At 31.5% G+C, this 18270-nt stretch carries 13 protein-coding genes; 8 read left to right on the top strand and 5 right to left on the bottom strand.

Annotated elements, in window-relative coordinates; all coding sequences use genetic code 11:
• Positions 1-51: 51 nt before the first annotated feature.
• The 5 genes from H2684_RS00065 to H2684_RS00045 form a co-directional block, all read right to left on the bottom strand.
• Positions 52-615 (bottom strand): DUF2815 family protein, encoded by a 564-nt coding sequence (locus H2684_RS00065; protein WP_126812582.1) that lies wholly within the window; start codon positions 613-615, stop codon positions 52-54.
• Between the two features lie 13 nt (positions 616-628).
• On the bottom strand, positions 629-1750 hold the full coding sequence (locus H2684_RS00060) for a DUF2800 domain-containing protein (RefSeq protein WP_182087357.1): 1122 nt from the start codon (positions 1748-1750) through the stop codon (positions 629-631).
• Positions 1743-2075, bottom strand: coding sequence for a DNA ligase (locus H2684_RS00055; protein WP_182087356.1), 333 nt, complete (start codon positions 2073-2075; stop codon positions 1743-1745). Before H2684_RS00055 ends, H2684_RS00060 begins: the two co-directional genes overlap by 8 nt.
• Positions 2076-2154: 79 nt before the next feature.
• Positions 2155-2793, bottom strand: coding sequence for a hypothetical protein (locus H2684_RS00050; RefSeq protein ID WP_182087355.1), 639 nt, complete (start codon positions 2791-2793; stop codon positions 2155-2157).
• A gap of 155 nt (positions 2794-2948) precedes the next feature.
• Positions 2949-3107 (bottom strand): hypothetical protein, encoded by a 159-nt coding sequence (locus tag H2684_RS00045; protein WP_182087354.1) that lies wholly within the window; start codon positions 3105-3107, stop codon positions 2949-2951.
• Between the two features lie 301 nt (positions 3108-3408).
• On the opposite strand from H2684_RS00045, the gene H2684_RS00040 reads away from it, so the two are divergent.
• From H2684_RS00040 to H2684_RS00005, 8 genes are all read left to right on the top strand, one after another.
• Complete coding sequence (locus H2684_RS00040) at positions 3409-3618, top strand: helix-turn-helix transcriptional regulator (RefSeq protein ID WP_182087353.1); 210 nt, start codon at positions 3409-3411, stop codon at positions 3616-3618.
• Between the two features lie 24 nt (positions 3619-3642).
• Positions 3643-5118: a DUF1837 domain-containing protein gene (locus tag H2684_RS00035; RefSeq protein ID WP_182087352.1), complete on the top strand. Its 1476-nt coding sequence runs from the start codon at positions 3643-3645 to the stop codon at positions 5116-5118.
• Complete coding sequence (locus tag H2684_RS00030; protein ID WP_182087351.1) at positions 5118-7721, top strand: DEAD/DEAH box helicase; 2604 nt, start codon at positions 5118-5120, stop codon at positions 7719-7721. Before H2684_RS00035 ends, H2684_RS00030 begins: the two co-directional genes overlap by 1 nt.
• Before the next feature lie 80 nt (positions 7722-7801).
• A complete protein-coding gene (locus H2684_RS00025; RefSeq protein ID WP_182087350.1) occupies positions 7802-9706 on the top strand; it encodes a site-specific DNA-methyltransferase in 1905 nt (634 codons plus the stop codon).
• Between the two features lie 3 nt (positions 9707-9709).
• The gene (locus H2684_RS00020; RefSeq protein WP_126812601.1) at positions 9710-12322 is read left to right on the top strand and encodes a DEAD/DEAH box helicase family protein; all 2613 of its coding nucleotides are present in this window, start codon (positions 9710-9712) and stop codon (positions 12320-12322) included.
• Between the two features lie 36 nt (positions 12323-12358).
• Entirely contained in the window at positions 12359-13261 is a 903-nt protein-coding gene (locus H2684_RS00015; RefSeq protein WP_182087349.1) for a GIY-YIG nuclease family protein, read from the top strand.
• A gap of 262 nt (positions 13262-13523) precedes the next feature.
• A complete protein-coding gene (locus H2684_RS12250) occupies positions 13524-15080 on the top strand; it encodes a site-specific DNA-methyltransferase (protein WP_347707501.1) in 1557 nt (518 codons plus the stop codon).
• Positions 15081-15091: 11 nt separating this feature from the next.
• A complete protein-coding gene (locus H2684_RS00005; RefSeq protein WP_182087348.1) occupies positions 15092-18130 on the top strand; it encodes a DEAD/DEAH box helicase family protein in 3039 nt (1012 codons plus the stop codon).
• Positions 18131-18270: the final 140 nt, after the last annotated feature.

Raw genomic sequence — 18270 nt, 5'->3', positions numbered from 1 at the left:
TCCTAGATAGAAATAGAGCAGCAAGATTTAATCCTGCTGCCCTTAAAGTTTTTATGAAAGGAAATCATCATCTACATCTGTTGCAAAATCATCCTCGGCTCTTGATTTTCCTCCAAGTGATTCACCATCTCTTATTTTTTGTAGGTTATTAAGACCACAAGCAATTCCCTTATTTCCGTTACTATTAAAAGCATAGAAGTTAATACTTGCTCTACCATATACACCACTGTAAACTTCAGAACGTTCAAGAATAGGGTCTAGATTGCTATCTACAATGCCTGGGGCAGTTGCTGAATTTGCGTTAACAAAATAGGCATTAGCATAAGCTTCGTCATCAGGTCTTTCAATATCCCCGTCTCTTAAGGGCTGCTTAATAGAAGATAGAGGCGGTACGGTTTTACCATTGCCTTTTAGTTTGCCTTCGCCTTCTTTATAAGCAGCCTCAATAGCAGCTTTAATCTTATTAAGAGTTCTAGTATCAGATTTTGGGATAATGAGTGATACTGAAAACTTTGGTGTACCACCATTAATTGATTTTGCTTCCCACACATTTGCATAAGACCACCTTGTATCTGGTCCTGTTATAACTTTCATTGGATTTGCATTTTTAGACATATGTTTGTCCTCCTTAATTTTCTTTAAAATCATCTACAGCTGTATTAATAGCTGGACGTTTATCACTCTCTGGAACGAGAGTAGGTTTGCCTTGAGGTTTCTCGACTAAATCAGATAGAAGTTCTGAAAACCTAGCTTTTCCTAGAGTTTTTTCCATGGCTGTGATTCCTTTGATTTTATGTTCGTAGGGGTCATAGCCGTTCGATGTAACAACTTCAATCACTTTTTCTGGATTGATATATTTTCTATTACTTCTTCCTTCGACTAGCTTAAAACCGTGCCACTGCTTTCCACGAAGTGCTGATTGAAGAGCGTAGTCCTTAATATTAGAAGCCCAAGATGTGAGTTCATCAATTTTTCCAAGGATTTCTTCTATATCTTCATCTTCTAATAGAGGTGGGAGTTTAAACTCATATTTTGCTAGTTCAAGATTATGATCAGCTCTATGTCTGCACTCATGTTTAATCTTGCAAAAGGTACACCAGTCGCCACATCTAAACTCGCCTTCACCTTCAAGTGCTAGTTTTGCAGTAGGCTTTAAAATTTCATTAGCCCATTTATAAAGTTCATCTTTTGAAAGAGTAAAGGTGCTGATATTGTTTCTTCTAGGCTGATAGATGGTCATAGCTACAGTTTCAATATCATAAATACCATCGAAAAGCTCCAATGCCCCAAGTCCATATAATTTCATCTGCGAGTTGTCATTGGCATCAACTAAAATGCCAGTCCCATGCTTGTAATCTACTACATGAAGAGTGTCATCTGAAACAATAATGCAGTCACCAGTTCCAAAGCCACCTTCAGCATATTTTGAATAATTTAGTCTTTGCTCTATTAGAATTAAAGGGTCAAAGCATTTGGCTTTTGCATCTTCTAAAAGTTCTAGAATATAGGTTGCATAATCTGTTGCACATTCTTCCATTTCTTCATTGTAATACTCAAGATTAGCAGTAGGGTCTTTTACCCTCATACCTAAAATGGTTTTTAGCTTATATTCACATAGGGTATGGGCTTCCGTTCCTTCAGCGGCATAAGAACTTGTTGTATCTTCATATTGCTGGCTAAGTCTTAAAGACGGAGGGCAGTTCAACCAGCGATGACTTGAAGAAGGCGAGAGGAGAGCATGTTTACCCATCACCTAATACCTTCACTTCTTCCAGTAGCTTCTTATACTTTTTTGGGTCAATCTCACTTAACTTACTAGCACCATGTTTTTCTAATAAAGCTTTAATTTCATCTGTATAACCACTACGAGATTTTTCTGCTAGAATAGCTCTAACCGATTCGAGGGTAAGCTTTTCTTTAGTTGCCGCAGGTTGCTTTTTAGTTTCTTTCGCTTCTTCTGGGGGTTCACCAGTTCCAGAAAATAAGTCTAGAAGTGAATCAGCTACAGACAAAAGTAAATTAGCAGCACTCTTTAACTCGTCTACGGTTTGTGATAGTTCGTTCATTTTACTCATATAGATTTGCTCCTTTCATAATTTTTTTGCCCTTCAATATCTAAAGGACATCGAAGGGCAAAATCCGTAGTAAAACTTTTTATTTCTCTAAAAATTCTTTTAAATTATTGTTGGAAAGGAGTTTTTTACGAAGTTGAAGTTCTCTGTATCGAACACCATCAACTGTGATGCCTAAGAGTTTAGCTACTACTTTTTTAGCTTTCTTTTCAATAAGGCAATTAAATAGTAGCTGATCTTCAAGGGATAGACTTTCAAAAGCTGACTGTAAAATATTACTTAATTCTTTATCTTCTAAAATACTAAGAATATCCTGGCTATCATCAGCTGGAGTGAAAAAGCTGCCCATTTCATCATTGTCACTGGACCAATTTTTATCTAGCTCTACAGTACGGCTAGTGTTTTTGTATTCACATCTATCGCAGACTTGATTACATTTATTCGTGTCTTTATAGATGCAGGCGAATTTTCTATTGCGATATCTTTCTTCTCTTTTTAGTGAGCTACTATTGAATCTATGAATATCTTCACTTTCTTTGGTCCTGCTAAGCCTAACTACATAACCAGCCTCTTCATCGTAGAACCATCTTTGTTTATAGGGGTTATCCTCAGTAGGTGGTTCGGAAGAGGCAAAGCATGTTTTCCTGTCTACCTCCACATAGTTTCCATTTTCATCTTGTGCATAGTATTTTCTGTAATTTACTCTTTGATAGTTTTTCATTAGATTGGCTCCTTTGGTTTTCAAATTTGAAATCCGCCAGAGCCCTGAAATCCTCAAAACAAAAAGACGGCAGGGGGGAACACCTATAAAAGTGTCCCGCACGGCCGTCTTAGCGTTCTGGCGGATTCCAGTTATTAAGTTGTTGTTAAACGGTTTTATGCCACAGACTCTATAAATTCATGAGTGATGTTTAGAGTTCCATCTGGATTTGCAGTAATTATTGTAAGACAGTCTTTTAAGCGAATCTCTACAACTTTTTTGTCATTACTGATATCACAGATGCGTTTGTTGTTGATGTTTCTGACTTCCTGCATGGTGACTTCCTCCTTTCATAGATTTATAAGTACAGAAGAATCTTTAATAAATCGAAATAAAAAAACTGCTATTGGTTTGTACAATAACAGTTTATAAGTTATGAAATTGAGTTTACATGGCTGCGACTTTACTTTGACTTTACTATCACTTTAATTTTAAAAAGCCTATATTCAACTTTGAGAATGTAAAGGACAAATACAGAAATACAGAAAAAAGATTGTAAGATATATAGTTGCATGATAAAATGTAAAATAATACGAGAAATTATTAGTTGAATCTGTTTTATGTGGAGGCGAGATTGTGAGATTTAGCTATAATAAATTATGGAAATTGCTAATTGATAAGAAGTTAATGAAAAAGGACTTAATGGCTATGACAAATATAACTTCATCTACAATGGCTAAGATGGGAAAGGACCTACCAGTTAGCATGGAAGTTTTGGCACGTATTTGCAAAGCGTTAGATTGTAATATAGGGGATATTGTAGATGTGATAAACGAAGATAAATGATAGTTTTCTAGAAAGGAGAATTAGATGAAACGGCTTTGTTATGCTTCTTTATTAAAAGTCCTATATCATTGTAAACCTTACAATGTTTCGCAAAGCTTAATCAATGGTACAATGCTTCTAATATTAGACGATTACGAAGATTTGACTGGAGATGATAATGCTGCATCAAGGATGGCTACAGGACATAGAAATGTTTCTCCTGAAGCTGGAGCAGAGGCAAGGAATGTCGAAGTCTCTATCGTTGTCGATTATTTTAGAGATAATGTTATCCCTTTACTCAATAAAGCGAAGATTAAGACTGCAATTTTAGCATTGAGGGATATCCTTGCCGATGATAATTCTATTCCAGGGGATACTCCGATATATCTTGAAAGCTTTAAGACTAAAGATGAGATCATTAATGAAACTGTATTTGATCCAGCAGAATTAATAGCTAATGTTTTTTTATATACTGTTGCCAATGTAAAAAGTTCTGAATTGAAAAATGATATCATAGAAGTAACAGATGAATACTTAAATTCGTTTACTCCAATGATAGATAGTATTTCTCTTAGAAAAAATAAAGTTTCATCTACTGCCTCAATACAGAAAACTATCAAAGATAAAAATTTCAATGGGATATTTAATGAGGTCAAGCATTCAGAGGCACTTGCGTTAAAAAATAATAACGAGCTTAGAGTTTTTCATTTGAATGTGATTAATAATAAATTCTCTGATAGGGAGTTAAAAAGATTTCTTCTACGCAATATTGGAAGATATGTCTACTCAAGGGCCGAGCTAGAGCGATTTGTTATAGAGGATGATGTTGAAAGTGTGGGACTCACAGCATTGGCTAAACTAAAAAAATATAGCGGAGCTGGTCAATTAACAGGCGATACCCTTGGTGATATGATTCTATATACCTTTTTAGAGCAGGTTTTAGACGCACCAAAAATCATGAGTAAAATTGAGTTAACTACTACGGCGAGTCATTATGGATGTAAAAGTGATGGTATACATTTGTTGGCGATTGATAGTGGCATGGGACAACCATACCATCAATTAGTTTTTGGAGCGTCACAGATTATTGGTGATTTGCGTAATGCAGTTGATAGAGCAATGGATACTGTAAAAGAAATAAAGGAAGATCCGTCAGCTGAATTAAGTGTTGTAGATAGCACTTTATTTGGACGAGTATTTGACAATTCAACAGCAGAATATATGAAAAATATTATTATACCAAGTAAGGGTGGGCTTGGTGCCATAGACCATGCTTATGGCATATTCCTAGGTTACACATTGGAGATTGACTCATCGGTGTTATCAAATCCTCAATTCCGTGTTGAAGCAGTTAATAAGATAAAAGAGGATATAAAGTCTGTTACACCTTACATTGTTGATAAAATAAATAGTATGGGCATGGGGGGATATTCATTTTATTTTTATGTCCTACCATTTAATGATGCTCCTGTAGAGAAGAAAGAAATAATACAAGATATGCTAACAGGAGGTGTGTCTTAATGGGTGGATATGACAATGTTGTTTTTGGGGAATTACTTTATAAAGATATTGATGATAATGAATATCTTAATGAGCTATATGAAAACATCCTATATAATTATTCCTTGAAATTATTTAAAATTAATAGGGAAAGTCGTGAGTTGGATATATCTGCAGCTTTACGTTTTGCTGATATACTTTCAAAGTCCGTACATAAAGAAAAATCAGACAAACATAAGATTTGGGCTCAAGAAATAGTTGCTCTTTTACATATGATTTATCCACAGGATTATAGGATTAAACATTATATGGGGTCGGTACTTCAAAGTACAGGTAATTACCGTGGGATGGATATGATTACCCCAGATTTCCAGCCTACGACATTACTGGAAAAACTATATACAGGATTTAATAAAGATTATTTGAGTATTCCTGCAGAGCCAGAACAACATTTTTTTCGTTCGCAAAAGATTGTATATGATAGATTAGAGGATTCTTACTTTAGCTACTCGGGACCTACATCAATGGGAAAATCGTTTATTATGCGTATGTTTTTGAAAAAACAAGTTATGGATGGTATCCGTTCTAACTTTGCTTTAATAGTTCCTACAAAAGCCTTAATTAATGAAGTTAGCAGTAAAATAATTAATGATTTGAAAGAGCTTCTTAAGGAACATAACTATAGGTTAATTACTTCTGCAGGAGCATTATCTTTAAAAGAGGAACATAATTTTATTTTTGTGCTTACTCCTGAGCGACTTCTTTATTTACTAATAGACAATCCAGCAATTAATATTGAATATTTGTTTATAGACGAGGCACATAAAATTTCAACTAAAGGAAGTCGTAGTGCGTTTTACTATAAAGTAGTGGATATGCTATGTAGAAAAAAGGAAAAACCTCATGTTATTTTTGCATCACCAAATATCCCTAACCCAGAAATATATTTAAAGCTTATACCAGAAGCATATAACATTAATGAACAAAAGCTAACTACTTCTTTTGCTCCTGTAAGCCAAATGAAATATTTGATTGATTTGCCTAACAAGAAAATAGAAGTATTCAATGATAATAATAAAAACTTTATTGAAGTTGCAGAAATTAAGAGAGAGGCAACAGTATGTGAATTGATAACTCGATTAGGTGGGGAAGGCCAAAATATTATTTATTGCCCTGGAATAAACAAGGCAATTACATACGCACTTGATTTCGCTAAAAACAAAGGAAAAAAAGATAATCAGGAACTTATTACCTTAGCTAAGGATATAAAAAATGAAGTTCATAGGGATTATTACTTGGCTGATTTAATTCCTAAAGGTGTCGCTTATCATATCGGTTATTTGCCTTCAACTATAAAAATGCGTATTGAGGAACTTTATAGAGAAGGATTAATTGAAACTTTGTTTTGCACAAGTACCCTAATGGAAGGGGTTAATTTGCCAGCAGATAATTTGTTTGTTACAGATTATAAAATAGGAAGAGGTAGAATGTCAGCCATAGATTTTAAGAATCTTATTGGAAGGGTCGGACGAATAGAATATAACCTCTATGGCAATGTATTTCTCATGCGGCCAGAAGAAAAAATAAAATCAGAAATTTTTGTTGAGTTACTAAAGGAAGATATTCCAGAACAGAAGCTATCGGTTGTAACTGAATTGTCAAACAATCAAAAAGTAAAAATAGTTGAAAGTTTAATCAAAGGCGATGTTCAGCTGACTCAATATCCTAAGAATCAAACTGTTGAAGAGTATTCTCTTATGAGGAAATTTACTGGAATTTTATTAAGAGATATAATGCAGGGCAATAAAAGCTTAGTGTGGAAGGAATTTTCGCATTTATTAGGTAAAGAGATTGAGGAAAATATAAGGAATGTGTTTAGTCAAAGAGAAAACAGACCAGATGATGACATTAATGTTTCAGTTGATCAATCAAGTAACTTAACAACAGCAATCATGAAAGGGCTAAAATATCCTACAATTAATGAAAATAATAATGTTGTGTATGGTGAATTATTAGACTTTTTAGAAGAACTTTGCAAAATATTCAAATGGGAAATATATGAAAAATCTACTCTAGGCTTTAAGAGTAAAGATGGAAGACACGGTAAATTAAGATGGTATGCTGTTATATTATCTCAATGGATTAAGGGGACAGGCTTGAGTTATATAATGGAAAAAGGTTTAGAGTATAAGCGTAATAGACCCAAGACAGGTGTCCGAGTAAACGGAAAAATTTTAGATTACAATGACTCTAAGGAACATAGAAATATTGCAATATCAGAAGCTTTAGATGCAATAGAAAATGTTATCCTCTTTAGTATATCTAATTATTTTTTAAGATTCTCGACAGAATACAAACGGATACATGAGGTAGAGTCCTTTAACAATGACTGGTATGAATATGTAGAGTATGGAACAACAAATCCACTATCTATAATGCTTCAAAGAAATGGCTTTTCTAGGGAAACTTCAACTTATATAAGAAGGAATAGAGACGAGTATGTAGTTAAAACAATAGATGGAGATATAAAATTAAGAAGCAGTTTGGCGGATTGTGGGAATGTCAGTGTCCAAAAAGAAGTTGAAGATATTAAATACAATATACCAGAGTTATTCGTGGATTAAATAGTATAGGGCTTGATAAAAGAAGGGTAATGATTAAAATAAAAAAATAAATAAATTTGAATAGAAGGAGAATATAGAAAATGAAAAATATTTTTGAAATAGTACAAGAGGTACTTTTAGGTGCTGATAAGTACCAATCAGAAGATAACAATTTGTTAAAAGCTAAAGTGTACTCAGACATAATGATGATGGATGAAGAGTTGTTATCTCTTTTGTTAAGCAATGAAAGAATAAAGGAAGAATTTTTTACGAAAGTAAAAAATACTCTAATTTTTGACAAACAAAAATTTGCATGGCTTATTGAATCGAAAGAATTTCTTCCAGACAGCTATACAAGATATTCAAATAAAATAGGTTTAACATCAAATGGGAACTTCATTTCTCAGAAGAACGACGTGGTTCTAGATTTTCCTTATAAAGATTGTTATTTGCAGGGCGGTCAAGATAAGGAAGATCAGAAAAGAGAAGAAATCTTCTACCACGAGACTATTGCCAATGATGAAGTAACTAGAATGCTCGCACCTAAAGTTTTCACTAATGCAAAACGTTATACAAAGGGAGGTATCGAAGAAAATATTGAGATGAAAGATGATGACAACCTAATTATCAAGGGTAATAATCTTATAGGTCTATCGAGCATACTTAAAAGATATGAAGGAAAAGTAAAGTGTATATTTATCGATCCACCATATTTTTTTAATAAGACAAAGCCATCAGATACTTTTTCATATAACTCAAATTTCAAATTATCCTCTTGGCTAGTTTTTATGAAGAATAGACTAGAAGTTGCTCATAAAATGCTAAGTGAAGAAGGTGTACTATTTATGGCAATTTCAGATGAGGGTGCACATTATTTGAAAGTTATTACAGATGACATCTTCGATATGGAAAATTTTATAGCAGATGTTACTTGGGAATCGAGAAAGTCAGTATCTAGTGATGGACTGTTTTCGCAAAACAGTAATCATATACTGGTTTTTGCTAAAAACAAAAATAGGATAGATAAAAATAGTTTTCGTTTATCTCTTGATATTGAATCTTTTAAGTATGATGATAAAGACGGTCGTGGGAAATACCGTTTAGAGCCATTTGATGCTCCAAACATTAGAAAAAACTTATCCTATAAAATAATAAATCCTAATACAGGAGAAGAATACTATCCGCCTGTAGGCCGTTGTTGGAGGACAGAAGAGAAAACATATTTAGACTTGTTAAAGGATGGTAGAATTAGATTTGGAGTAAATGGAACAGCTAAGCCACAATTGAAAACCTATTATTTAGAAGCAAAAGAATCTGGAAAAGGAAAAGCAAGTAGCACAATTTGGCACGATGTAACTCAATCAATTATTTGGCAGGAATTGGATGCTAATACTAATGCGACAAAAGATCAAATGGAGCTATTTGGTGAAACCGTTTTTACAAATCCTAAACCTGAAGATTTGATATTAAGAGCGATTGAACTTTCTACAACAAAAAATGATTGGGTTATGGATTTCTTTATGGGCTCCGGAACTACGCAAGCCGTGGCTTTAAAAGCTGGTAGACGTTTTATAGGATTAGAGCAAATGGATTATATTAATACGGTTTCAATACCTAGGTTGCAAAAGGTGATTGAGGGAGAACAAACAGGAGTATCTAAAAATTTAAACTGGCAAGGTGGTGGTTCTTTTGTCTATTGTGAGCTCCTAGAAAACTCCAAAGAGCTTATTGATGAAATTCAAAATGCAACGGATGCAACAATTACTGATATAAAAGAAAAAATATATAGAGATGAAAGAATAGTTCCATATATTACGAGAGATGAATTAGAGGCGATTGATGTAGAGTTTGAAAAGTTGACCCTCGAGGAGAAAAAGATGGCTTTATGTGCATTGGTAGATAAAAACAAGCTGTATGTTAATTTATCTGATATTGACGATAAAGCATACAATATTAGTGATAAAGATAGAAAATTTACAGAATCCTTCTATAAAAGGGAGGTTTAATTAATGGAACAAAGGTTTTTATATGAAAAATTAAATGTTGTAAAAGAACTAGGTCAGTTAAAAGATATACCTGAAATAATTGAAAAAGGATTAGCACCCCATATTCATCTTCGTGAGTATCAAGAAGAGGCTTTTCGCTATTTTATTACCTATTTTGAGGAAGAAAACTTAAGGAAAAATAAGCAAATACATAATCTTTTTCACATGGCTACAGGTAGCGGAAAGACAGTGATTATGGCGGGCTTAATTCTTTATTTGTATACTAAAGGGTATCGTAATTTCATGTTCTTTGTTAATCAGACTAATATATTGGAAAAAACAAAAGAAAACTTTACTAATCCTCTATCGTCAAAGTATCTTTTCAATGATGTAATTGAATATTTAGGGAATAAAATTAATATTAAAATGGTGGATAATTTTAGTGGAAATGATTTAGAGGAAGATATACAAATTTGCTTTACTACAACACAGAAGCTTCATATGGATTTATTCACACCGAAAGAAAACTCTTTAACATATGAAGATTTTGAAAATAATAAAATTGTATTTATATCAGATGAAAGTCATCATGTAAATACTCTTACCAAAAGGGCATCAAAAGCGGAAAAAGAAGCTAAAAATAGCTGGGAGTATTCTGTTACTAATGCTTTTTACAGAAATAGAGACAATATAATGCTCGAATTTACTGCTACAGCAGATTTAAAAGATACAAATGTTAAAAATAAATACCTAGATAAAATAATCTACAACTATCCACTCATTAACTTTAGGTCTAGTGGATACACTAAGGATTTTCAAAATTTTGGAACAGACAGTGAACCATGGGAGAGAACTTTGATAGCTCTTATTATGAGTGAATATCGTAAGTATCTTTTTGCAGACTGTAAGCTAAATATTAAACCCGTTATTATGCTTAAATCCCAAAAAATTAAAGAATCGGAGGACTTTTACGAGGAGTTCTTCTCTAAAATAGATTCTTTAACAGGCTCAGAAATACAAGAACTTTATTCCGCAAAGATAGATATACTTACACAAGCATTAGATTACTTTAAAGCTAAAGACTCAAGCTTTCAACTGTTAGAACATAGTTTAAAAAGTAGTTTTACTAAGGATAACTCAATTATTATTAATGGAGCTGCAGATAATAGCAGAGAAAATCAATTGCTTGTTAACTCCCTAGAGGACGAAGACAATCCAATTCGTCTTATTTTTGCTGTAGATATGTTAAATGAAGGTTGGGATGTGCTTAATCTATTCGATATAGTAAGGCTTTATGATACGAGACAAGCAAGTGGAAAAGCTGGTAAAATCGGTGCATACACTATAAAAGAGGCTCAGTTAATTGGTCGTGGTGCGAGATATTGTCCATTTAAAGTTTCAGAGGAACAAGATCGATTTAAAAGAAAATATGACAATGATCTTAACAATGAGTATCGCATATTAGAAACTATGTTTTTTCATAGCAGAAATGATTCACGTTATATAGCTGAATTAAGACAGGCTTTAATTGCAACAGGGCTTCAGGATGAAAATCCTATTAAATTAGAATATAAACTAAAAAAGGAATTTAAAGATACTGAGCTTTATAAAAAAGGATTAGTATTCTCAAATAAGCGTATTCCAAAAGGAAGAGATGAAGTAAAATCATTAGAAGAAAGAATTAGAAATAAGGTATATAGATATACACAAAAAACAACCCGAGGTGCAGTAGTAAATTTAATTGGGGATAATAAAACATCAACAACTGCTTCAGAAATAAAAACTATAAAATTTAAAGATATTGATTATAATGTATTGCTTGGTGCAAGTGAAAAGTTTAATGAACTTAGATTTAGTGTGATACAAAGCAAGTTCCCGCATGTAAAAACGTTGAAAGAATTTTTAACCTCAGAAGAATACCTGGGGAACTCTACGATTGAGATTAAATATTTTACTGAAAACATCACTGGTAGGGATTTATTTAAGGCTTGTATAGGAGCATTTGAGAAAGTATCAAGCTATATAATTTCCTTGAAACCAGAATATATTGGAACGACTGAATTTGAGCCAAAAGCAATTAAATCTGTTATTAAGGATAAAAGTATTTATCTATCTAGGCTTGATGAAAATGGTGGGAAAGGTATATCACAAGTGAATTGTCCCAATCCAGAATATCAGATTGATTTATCAAAAGAGAGTTGGTATGTTTTCAACGATAATTATGGAACTAGTGAAGAAAAATTATTTATTAAATTTTTCAAAACTGATATTGAACCAAAATTAAAGGCTAAGGGATTAGAGTATTATGTAGTTAGAAATGAAAGAATACCCGAACTTGCTATTTATAGCTTTGAACATGGTGAACGATTTGAGCCTGATTATCTGCTTTTTGTGGCTAAAAAGAACAGTGATAATATATCTAACTACCAAACCTATATTGAACCTAAAGGGAATCATTTACTTAAGGAAGATAAATGGAAAGAGGAATTTTTAAATGAAATAGGGGAAAAGCATTATATTTCTAAAACTTTAATATCTGGAAATGAGTATAAAATAATGGGGTTACCTTTTTATAATGATCAATACCGAAGAGAAGACTTCTTAGAAAAAGTATCTGCATGGATAGATACAATTTAAATTTTGGCTTTAGTAAAGTAGAAAGGAGGTTTTGTTGTGGCTGTACGAGGGAAAAGCATAAACTTATTTCTGATGGATGGGACAGCTGTTGGGAGGATAAAATGCACTCTCGCTAATTGGACAGGCGTTGCATATAAAATACCTAGAACAGAACTAGATAAATGTAAAGAACGGGATGATCTTAAGCAAAGTGGCGTTTATTTTCTTTTTGGGACTTCTGACCAGACAGGAGAAAATGTCGTTTATATAGGACAGGCAGGAATTCGTAAAAATGGAGAAGGTATTTTATATAGATTAATAGAGCATAAACGAAATCCCGACAAAGATTATTGGACGGAAGCTATCGTTTTTACAACTTCTAACAACTCTTTTGGACCGACAGAAATAAGCTACCTTGAAAATCGCTTTGTTGGAATGGCAACAGAAGCAGGTCGTTATTTAGTAAAAAACAGCAATGATCCTACCATGGGGAATATAACAGAAGAAAAAGAAAGTGAACTAGAAGAATTTATAGATTATGCCAAGATTGTAATGGGGACTTTGGGGCATAAATTATTTGAGGCTTTAGCTGAAAAGTCCAGCACACCAAAAGTAAAAGAAATAATTGATGATGATGAATTAACACTTTTTATGAAGAGGAATAGCCGTAAAAGTGGGAAGTTAATTGAGGCAAGTTGCAAGCAGACAAGAGAAGGTTTTGTTATATTGAAGGGAAGTCTTATTGAAACCATTGACTCTGAAAGTATCCCACCAGGAATAAAGGAACGAAGGTTAAAAGCAAAAATAGATGAGCATGGTATTTTGCAAGAAAATGTTTTAGTTAATAGCCCTTCATATGCTGCAGCTTTTGTTATTGGTGGCCATGCAAATGGGCTTGTAGAATGGAAAACAGAAGATGGAACAACTCTAAAAGAAATAGAAAATAGAGAGCCTAGTTAAGTGTGTTTTATCTTATCTGCTTTTTAATATTAGAACCTTTTAATTATATCTATACATTTTAATTATTGACATAATTAGCACTGCTGGTGTGTGCAATAATAATTATATTAGAATAAACTTAGTAGAGATGAATCTATTCTCCATAGATTACCTAAACAAATATACTCTTTAAAAGAGAATTAAACCTCATAAAGCCCTTGATATAAGGGCTTTCCTGCTTAATAAAACCTACCAACATATAAATTCTACATTATAAAATTGTATCAAAGACGGTAAGAACATAGACCCTCCCTACAATACAGGAAAGGATTTTATATATAAGGACAATTTCATCCAAGAAAAAGAAGAATACTTAGAAGAATCAGGACAAGTTGATGAATATGGAAATAAGCTTTTTCAAAACACAGAGTACAATGGAAGATATCACAGCGATTGGCTTACTATGATGTATCCAAGACTTAAATTAGCAAGAAATTTATTATCTGAGGATGGAGTAATATTTATATCAATAGATGATAATGAAGTACATAATTTAAGAAAAATATGTGATGAGATATTTGGCGAGAGGAATTTTATAGCTATTATGACGTGGGTGAAGAAAAAGAAAGGAAGTCATCTTTCAAAGACAATAAGGAATATGACAGAATATATTTTAATTTATGGAAAGAATTTCAATAAAGTAGAGTTGTTTGGAGAGAAAGCATATTCAGATAAGTGGCAGCCACTTGCTAAACGTACTAATTCTCACAAGAAACTATCCATTAATGAAAATGTTATTATAACAACATTAAATGATGGGATTTATCAAAAAGGAATTTATGGGAAAGGAAGTTCAGCAATAGAATTTTTAAATGATTTTATAGTACAAGATGGAATTGTTGTTAGTAAAGTTATTGTTAAAGGACCTTTTGTATGGACACAAGAAAAACTAGAATATGAATTAAGACTTGGTACAAAGATAGCATTATCATCTATGTTTGGATTTAATGTATTTAGATCAGATCAAGGAGAAAAAATTAAAAGACCAACAACAATTTTAGATTATAAATTAAAGATTGGAACGAATGAAGATGCTTATACTGAATTAAAAAATATCTTTAAAATAGAAAAAATTTTAGATTATCCAAAGCCAATATCATTAATAAAATATGTCATTTATACATTAGGTTATTTTGACAAAGATATGATAGTTCTCGACTTCTTCTCCGGCTCCGCCACCACAGCCCATGCAGTCATGCAGCTCAATGCAGAAGATGGAGGTAATAGAAAATATATAATGGTTCAACTTCCAGAACCTACAGATGAAAAATCTGAAGCCTATAAAGCAGGTTTTAAAAATATAGCAGAGATAGGTAAAGAACGTATCCGTAGAGCTGGCAGGAAGATTAAAGAAGAAACTGGTGCAGATATTGATTATGGATTTAGAGTATTTAAAATAGATTCATCTAATATGAAGGATGTATATTATTTGCCTGATGAATTAGATCAAAATATGATAGAACAGCTGGAGTCTAATATCAAAGAAGATAGAACGGGGCTGGATTTACTTATACAAGTAATGTTAGAACTAGGATTAGAGCTGTCATTACCAATTGAAACTAAAATTATTAATGGAAAAGAAGTTCATTTTGTAGCTGAAGATTCTCTAGTTGCTTGTTTTGATGAAAATATAGATGAAGAATTAATTAAGAAGATAGCAAAAATTAAGCCTTTAAAGGCAGTTTTTAGAGATAATTCTTTTAAGTCCTGTCCTGACAAAATAAATTTAGAGGAAATATTTAAAAGTTTTTCACCTAATACTGAGATTAATGTTTTATAGGAGGTGATTAAATGAAGATTAAATTTAAAGAACAAAAATTCCAATTAGATGCTGTTCAATCTGTAGTTGATTGTTTTAAAGGACAAAAAAATGCATATTCTAAATTTACATTAGATAGAGGTAGGACAAAGAGTGTTATAAAGGGACAAATTCAGTTTTTACATGAAGAAGGATTTAAAAATAAAGCAGTAGAATTGACAGAAGAAGATGTATTTGAAAATATAAAAAAAGTTCAAATAAAAAATGGATTAAAACCATCTCAAAAATTAGAGGGAAAATATAATTTAACTATAGAAATGGAAACTGGAACAGGAAAAACCTACACCTATATAAGAACTATGTATGAACTATATAAGCATTATGGCTGGAGTAAATACATTGTAGTAGTTCCATCTATTGCTATTAGGGAAGGAGTATATAAATCATTTCAAATAACAGAAGAACATTTTATGAATTTATATGGAACTAAGATTAGGTATTTTATTTATAATTCTAAGCAACTCCATAAAATTGACCAATTTGCTTCAGATTCAAGTATTAATGTTATGATTATAAACTCTCAAGCTTTTAATTCAAGGGGAAAAGATGCAAGAAGAATATATATGGAGTTAGATGATTTTGCTTCAAGACGACCTATTGATGTAATAGCTCAGACTAATCCAATACTTATAATAGACGAACCTCAATCTGTAGAAGGTAAAAAGACAAAGGAAGCATTAAAATTATTTAATCCATTATTTACTTTAAGGTATTCAGCAACTCATAAAGAAGATTTTAATAAAATTTATAGATTAGATGCATTAGACGCCTATAATAAAAAATTAGTAAAGAAAATCAAAGTAAAGGGAATCTCTGTAAAAGGTTTAACAGGAACTGACGGATATGTTTATTTTGAAGGTATAGATTTAAGAGAAAAGAATAAACCAATGGCTAAAATTGAGTTTGAGATAAAACAAAAGTCAGGTATAAAAAGAGTGACTAGAAACGTAGATGAAGGTTATGACTTATATACACATTCTAATTATATGGAACAATATAAAGGATACAGAGTAGCAGAAATAAATGGATATAAAAACACTATAACCTTTACTAATGGGGTTACACTATATGCAGGAGATGTTCAAGGGGATGTAAGTGAAATAAATTTTAGAAGAATACAAATAAGAGAAACTATTAAATCTCATTTTGAAAAGGAAAAGGCTTTATATAACAAGGGTATAAAAGTATTGTCTTTATTTTTTATAGATGAAGTTGATAAATATAGACAGTATGATGAAAATGGAGAAGAGAAAAATGGAATATATGGAAAAATATTTGAAGAAGAGTATATAAATATTCTCAATGATTATATAACTTTATTTAATGACCCTTATGTAGAGTATTTAAAAAGTATAGATGTTAAAGATACCCATAATGGTTATTTTTCTATAGATAAAAAGGGAAGGATGATTGATCCTAAAGCTAAAGGAAAGGAAAAGCTATCTGATGATGAGTCAGCCTATGATTTAATAATGAAAGATAAAGAAAGATTACTAAGCTTTGATGAACCAGTTAGATTTATTTTTTCACACTCTGCATTAAGAGAGGGATGGGATAACCCTAATGTATTCCAAATCTGTACACTAAAACATAGCAATTCTGTTATAAGAAAGAGGCAAGAGGTAGGTAGAGGACTTAGACTTTGTGTAGATAAAAATGGGAATAGAATAGATATGGAAACGCCAGGAATAGATGTCCATGATATAAATGTCTTAACAGTTATAGCTAGTGAATCCTATGAATCTTTTGCAAGGGGACTTCAATCTGAAATTGCTGAAACATTGACTGATAGACCACAAAAAGCTAATGCAGAATTCTTCTTAAATAATGCAATTAAGAATGATAGAGGAGAGAAATTGATTATAGATAAAACTTTAGCAAATATTCTTCATCGTTCATTTATAAAAAATGAATATGTTGATGATAATGATTATTTAACTGAAAAGTATTATAAACAAGCAAAAAAAGGTAAATTAATAGTACCTGATGAATTTAAAAATTTTAAGGAAGGTGTTGTGCAGTTAGTAGAAAAAATTTATACAGAAAGTGTTACTCCTCTTGTTGAAAATAGTAGAGCTGAAAATATTAAAGAGTTAAAAATTAATGAAAACTTTAAGAAAAAAGAGTTTAAAGAATTGTGGAAAAAAATAAATATGAAAACTTCATATTATGTAGATTTTGATACAGATGAACTGATTAAAAATTGCATAAAGGTTTTAGATAAAGATCTAAAAGTATCAGATTTAACTTATCAAATAAAAGTAGGAGAAATGGAGTCTATATATTCTAAAGAAAAATTAGAAAAAGGTGAATCCTTTGTAGTAAAAGAATCTGAAATGAGCAAAAATTATTCCAAAATAACTACAATGTTAAAATATGATTTAATAGGTAAATTAGTAGATGAAACAAAGCTTACTAGAAATGCTATAGCGAAGATATTAAAAGGGATAAAACCAGATACTTTCTATCTATTTAGAAAAAACCCAGAAGAATTTATATTAAAAGTATCAAGAATAATAAATGAGCAAAAAGCTACTTTGATAATACAACATATTACTTATAATCCTATATACGAAGTTTTTGATGAAAATATATTTACTAATAATAATTTAAAAGGTACCTTAGGTAAAGACACTATAGAAGTTAAAAAACATATTTACGATTATGTAGTTACTGATTCAAAACTTGAGATGAAATTTGCAAAGGAACTTGATGCTAGCAAAGAAGTTTGTGTATATGCTAAGCTTCCAAAAGGATTTTTCATACAAACTCCTGTAGGAAACTACAATCCAGATTGGGCTATAGTATTTAATGAAGATAAGGTAAGACATATATATTTTATAGCAGAAACTAAGGGAACACTTGATTCTTTAAAAATTCGTACAGATGATATTGAAAAAGCCAAAATACATTGTGCAAGAGAACATTTTAAGAAAATAAGCAATAATACTGTAAAATATGAGGCAGTAGGAAGTTATGAAATGTTGATGGAAAAGGTAATTGGGAAATAAAATATACTACAATCATTTAAAATAGATATGAGCATAATTAAAAAATTAAATACAAGAAAAAGGAAATATTATAGATTGAAAAATAAAAGTTAAAAATTTCTTATGAAAACGCACATTACAATTAATGGTAACATAAAAAT

Origin of the sequence: Clostridium sp. cel8, assembly GCF_014050525.1 — a bacterium.
Classification (GTDB): Bacteria; Bacillota; Clostridia; order Clostridiales; family Clostridiaceae; genus Clostridium_B.
The sequence above is the reverse complement of the archived record's forward strand: the minus strand, read 5'-3'. Positions and strand labels throughout refer to the sequence as shown.

What these genes read in the sequence shown, in the direction of transcription:
- H2684_RS00030 (WP_182087351.1), top strand. Translation starts at nt 5,118, where the DNA reads ATGGGTGGATATGACAATGTTGTTTTTGGGGAATTACTTTATAAAGAT.
- H2684_RS00045 (WP_182087354.1), bottom strand. Translation starts at nt 3,107, where the DNA reads ATGCAGGAAGTCAGAAACATCAACAACAAACGCATCTGTGATATCAGT.
- H2684_RS00035 (WP_182087352.1), top strand. Translation starts at nt 3,643, where the DNA reads ATGAAACGGCTTTGTTATGCTTCTTTATTAAAAGTCCTATATCATTGT.
- H2684_RS00025 (WP_182087350.1), top strand. Translation starts at nt 7,802, where the DNA reads ATGAAAAATATTTTTGAAATAGTACAAGAGGTACTTTTAGGTGCTGAT.
- H2684_RS00050 (WP_182087355.1), bottom strand. Translation starts at nt 2,793, where the DNA reads ATGAAAAACTATCAAAGAGTAAATTACAGAAAATACTATGCACAAGAT.
- H2684_RS00060 (WP_182087357.1), bottom strand. Translation starts at nt 1,750, where the DNA reads ATGGGTAAACATGCTCTCCTCTCGCCTTCTTCAAGTCATCGCTGGTTG.
- H2684_RS00005 (WP_182087348.1), top strand. Translation starts at nt 15,092, where the DNA reads ATGAAGATTAAATTTAAAGAACAAAAATTCCAATTAGATGCTGTTCAA.
- H2684_RS00020 (WP_126812601.1), top strand. Translation starts at nt 9,710, where the DNA reads ATGGAACAAAGGTTTTTATATGAAAAATTAAATGTTGTAAAAGAACTA.
- H2684_RS00055 (WP_182087356.1), bottom strand. Translation starts at nt 2,075, where the DNA reads ATGAGTAAAATGAACGAACTATCACAAACCGTAGACGAGTTAAAGAGT.
- H2684_RS00065 (WP_126812582.1), bottom strand. Translation starts at nt 615, where the DNA reads ATGTCTAAAAATGCAAATCCAATGAAAGTTATAACAGGACCAGATACA.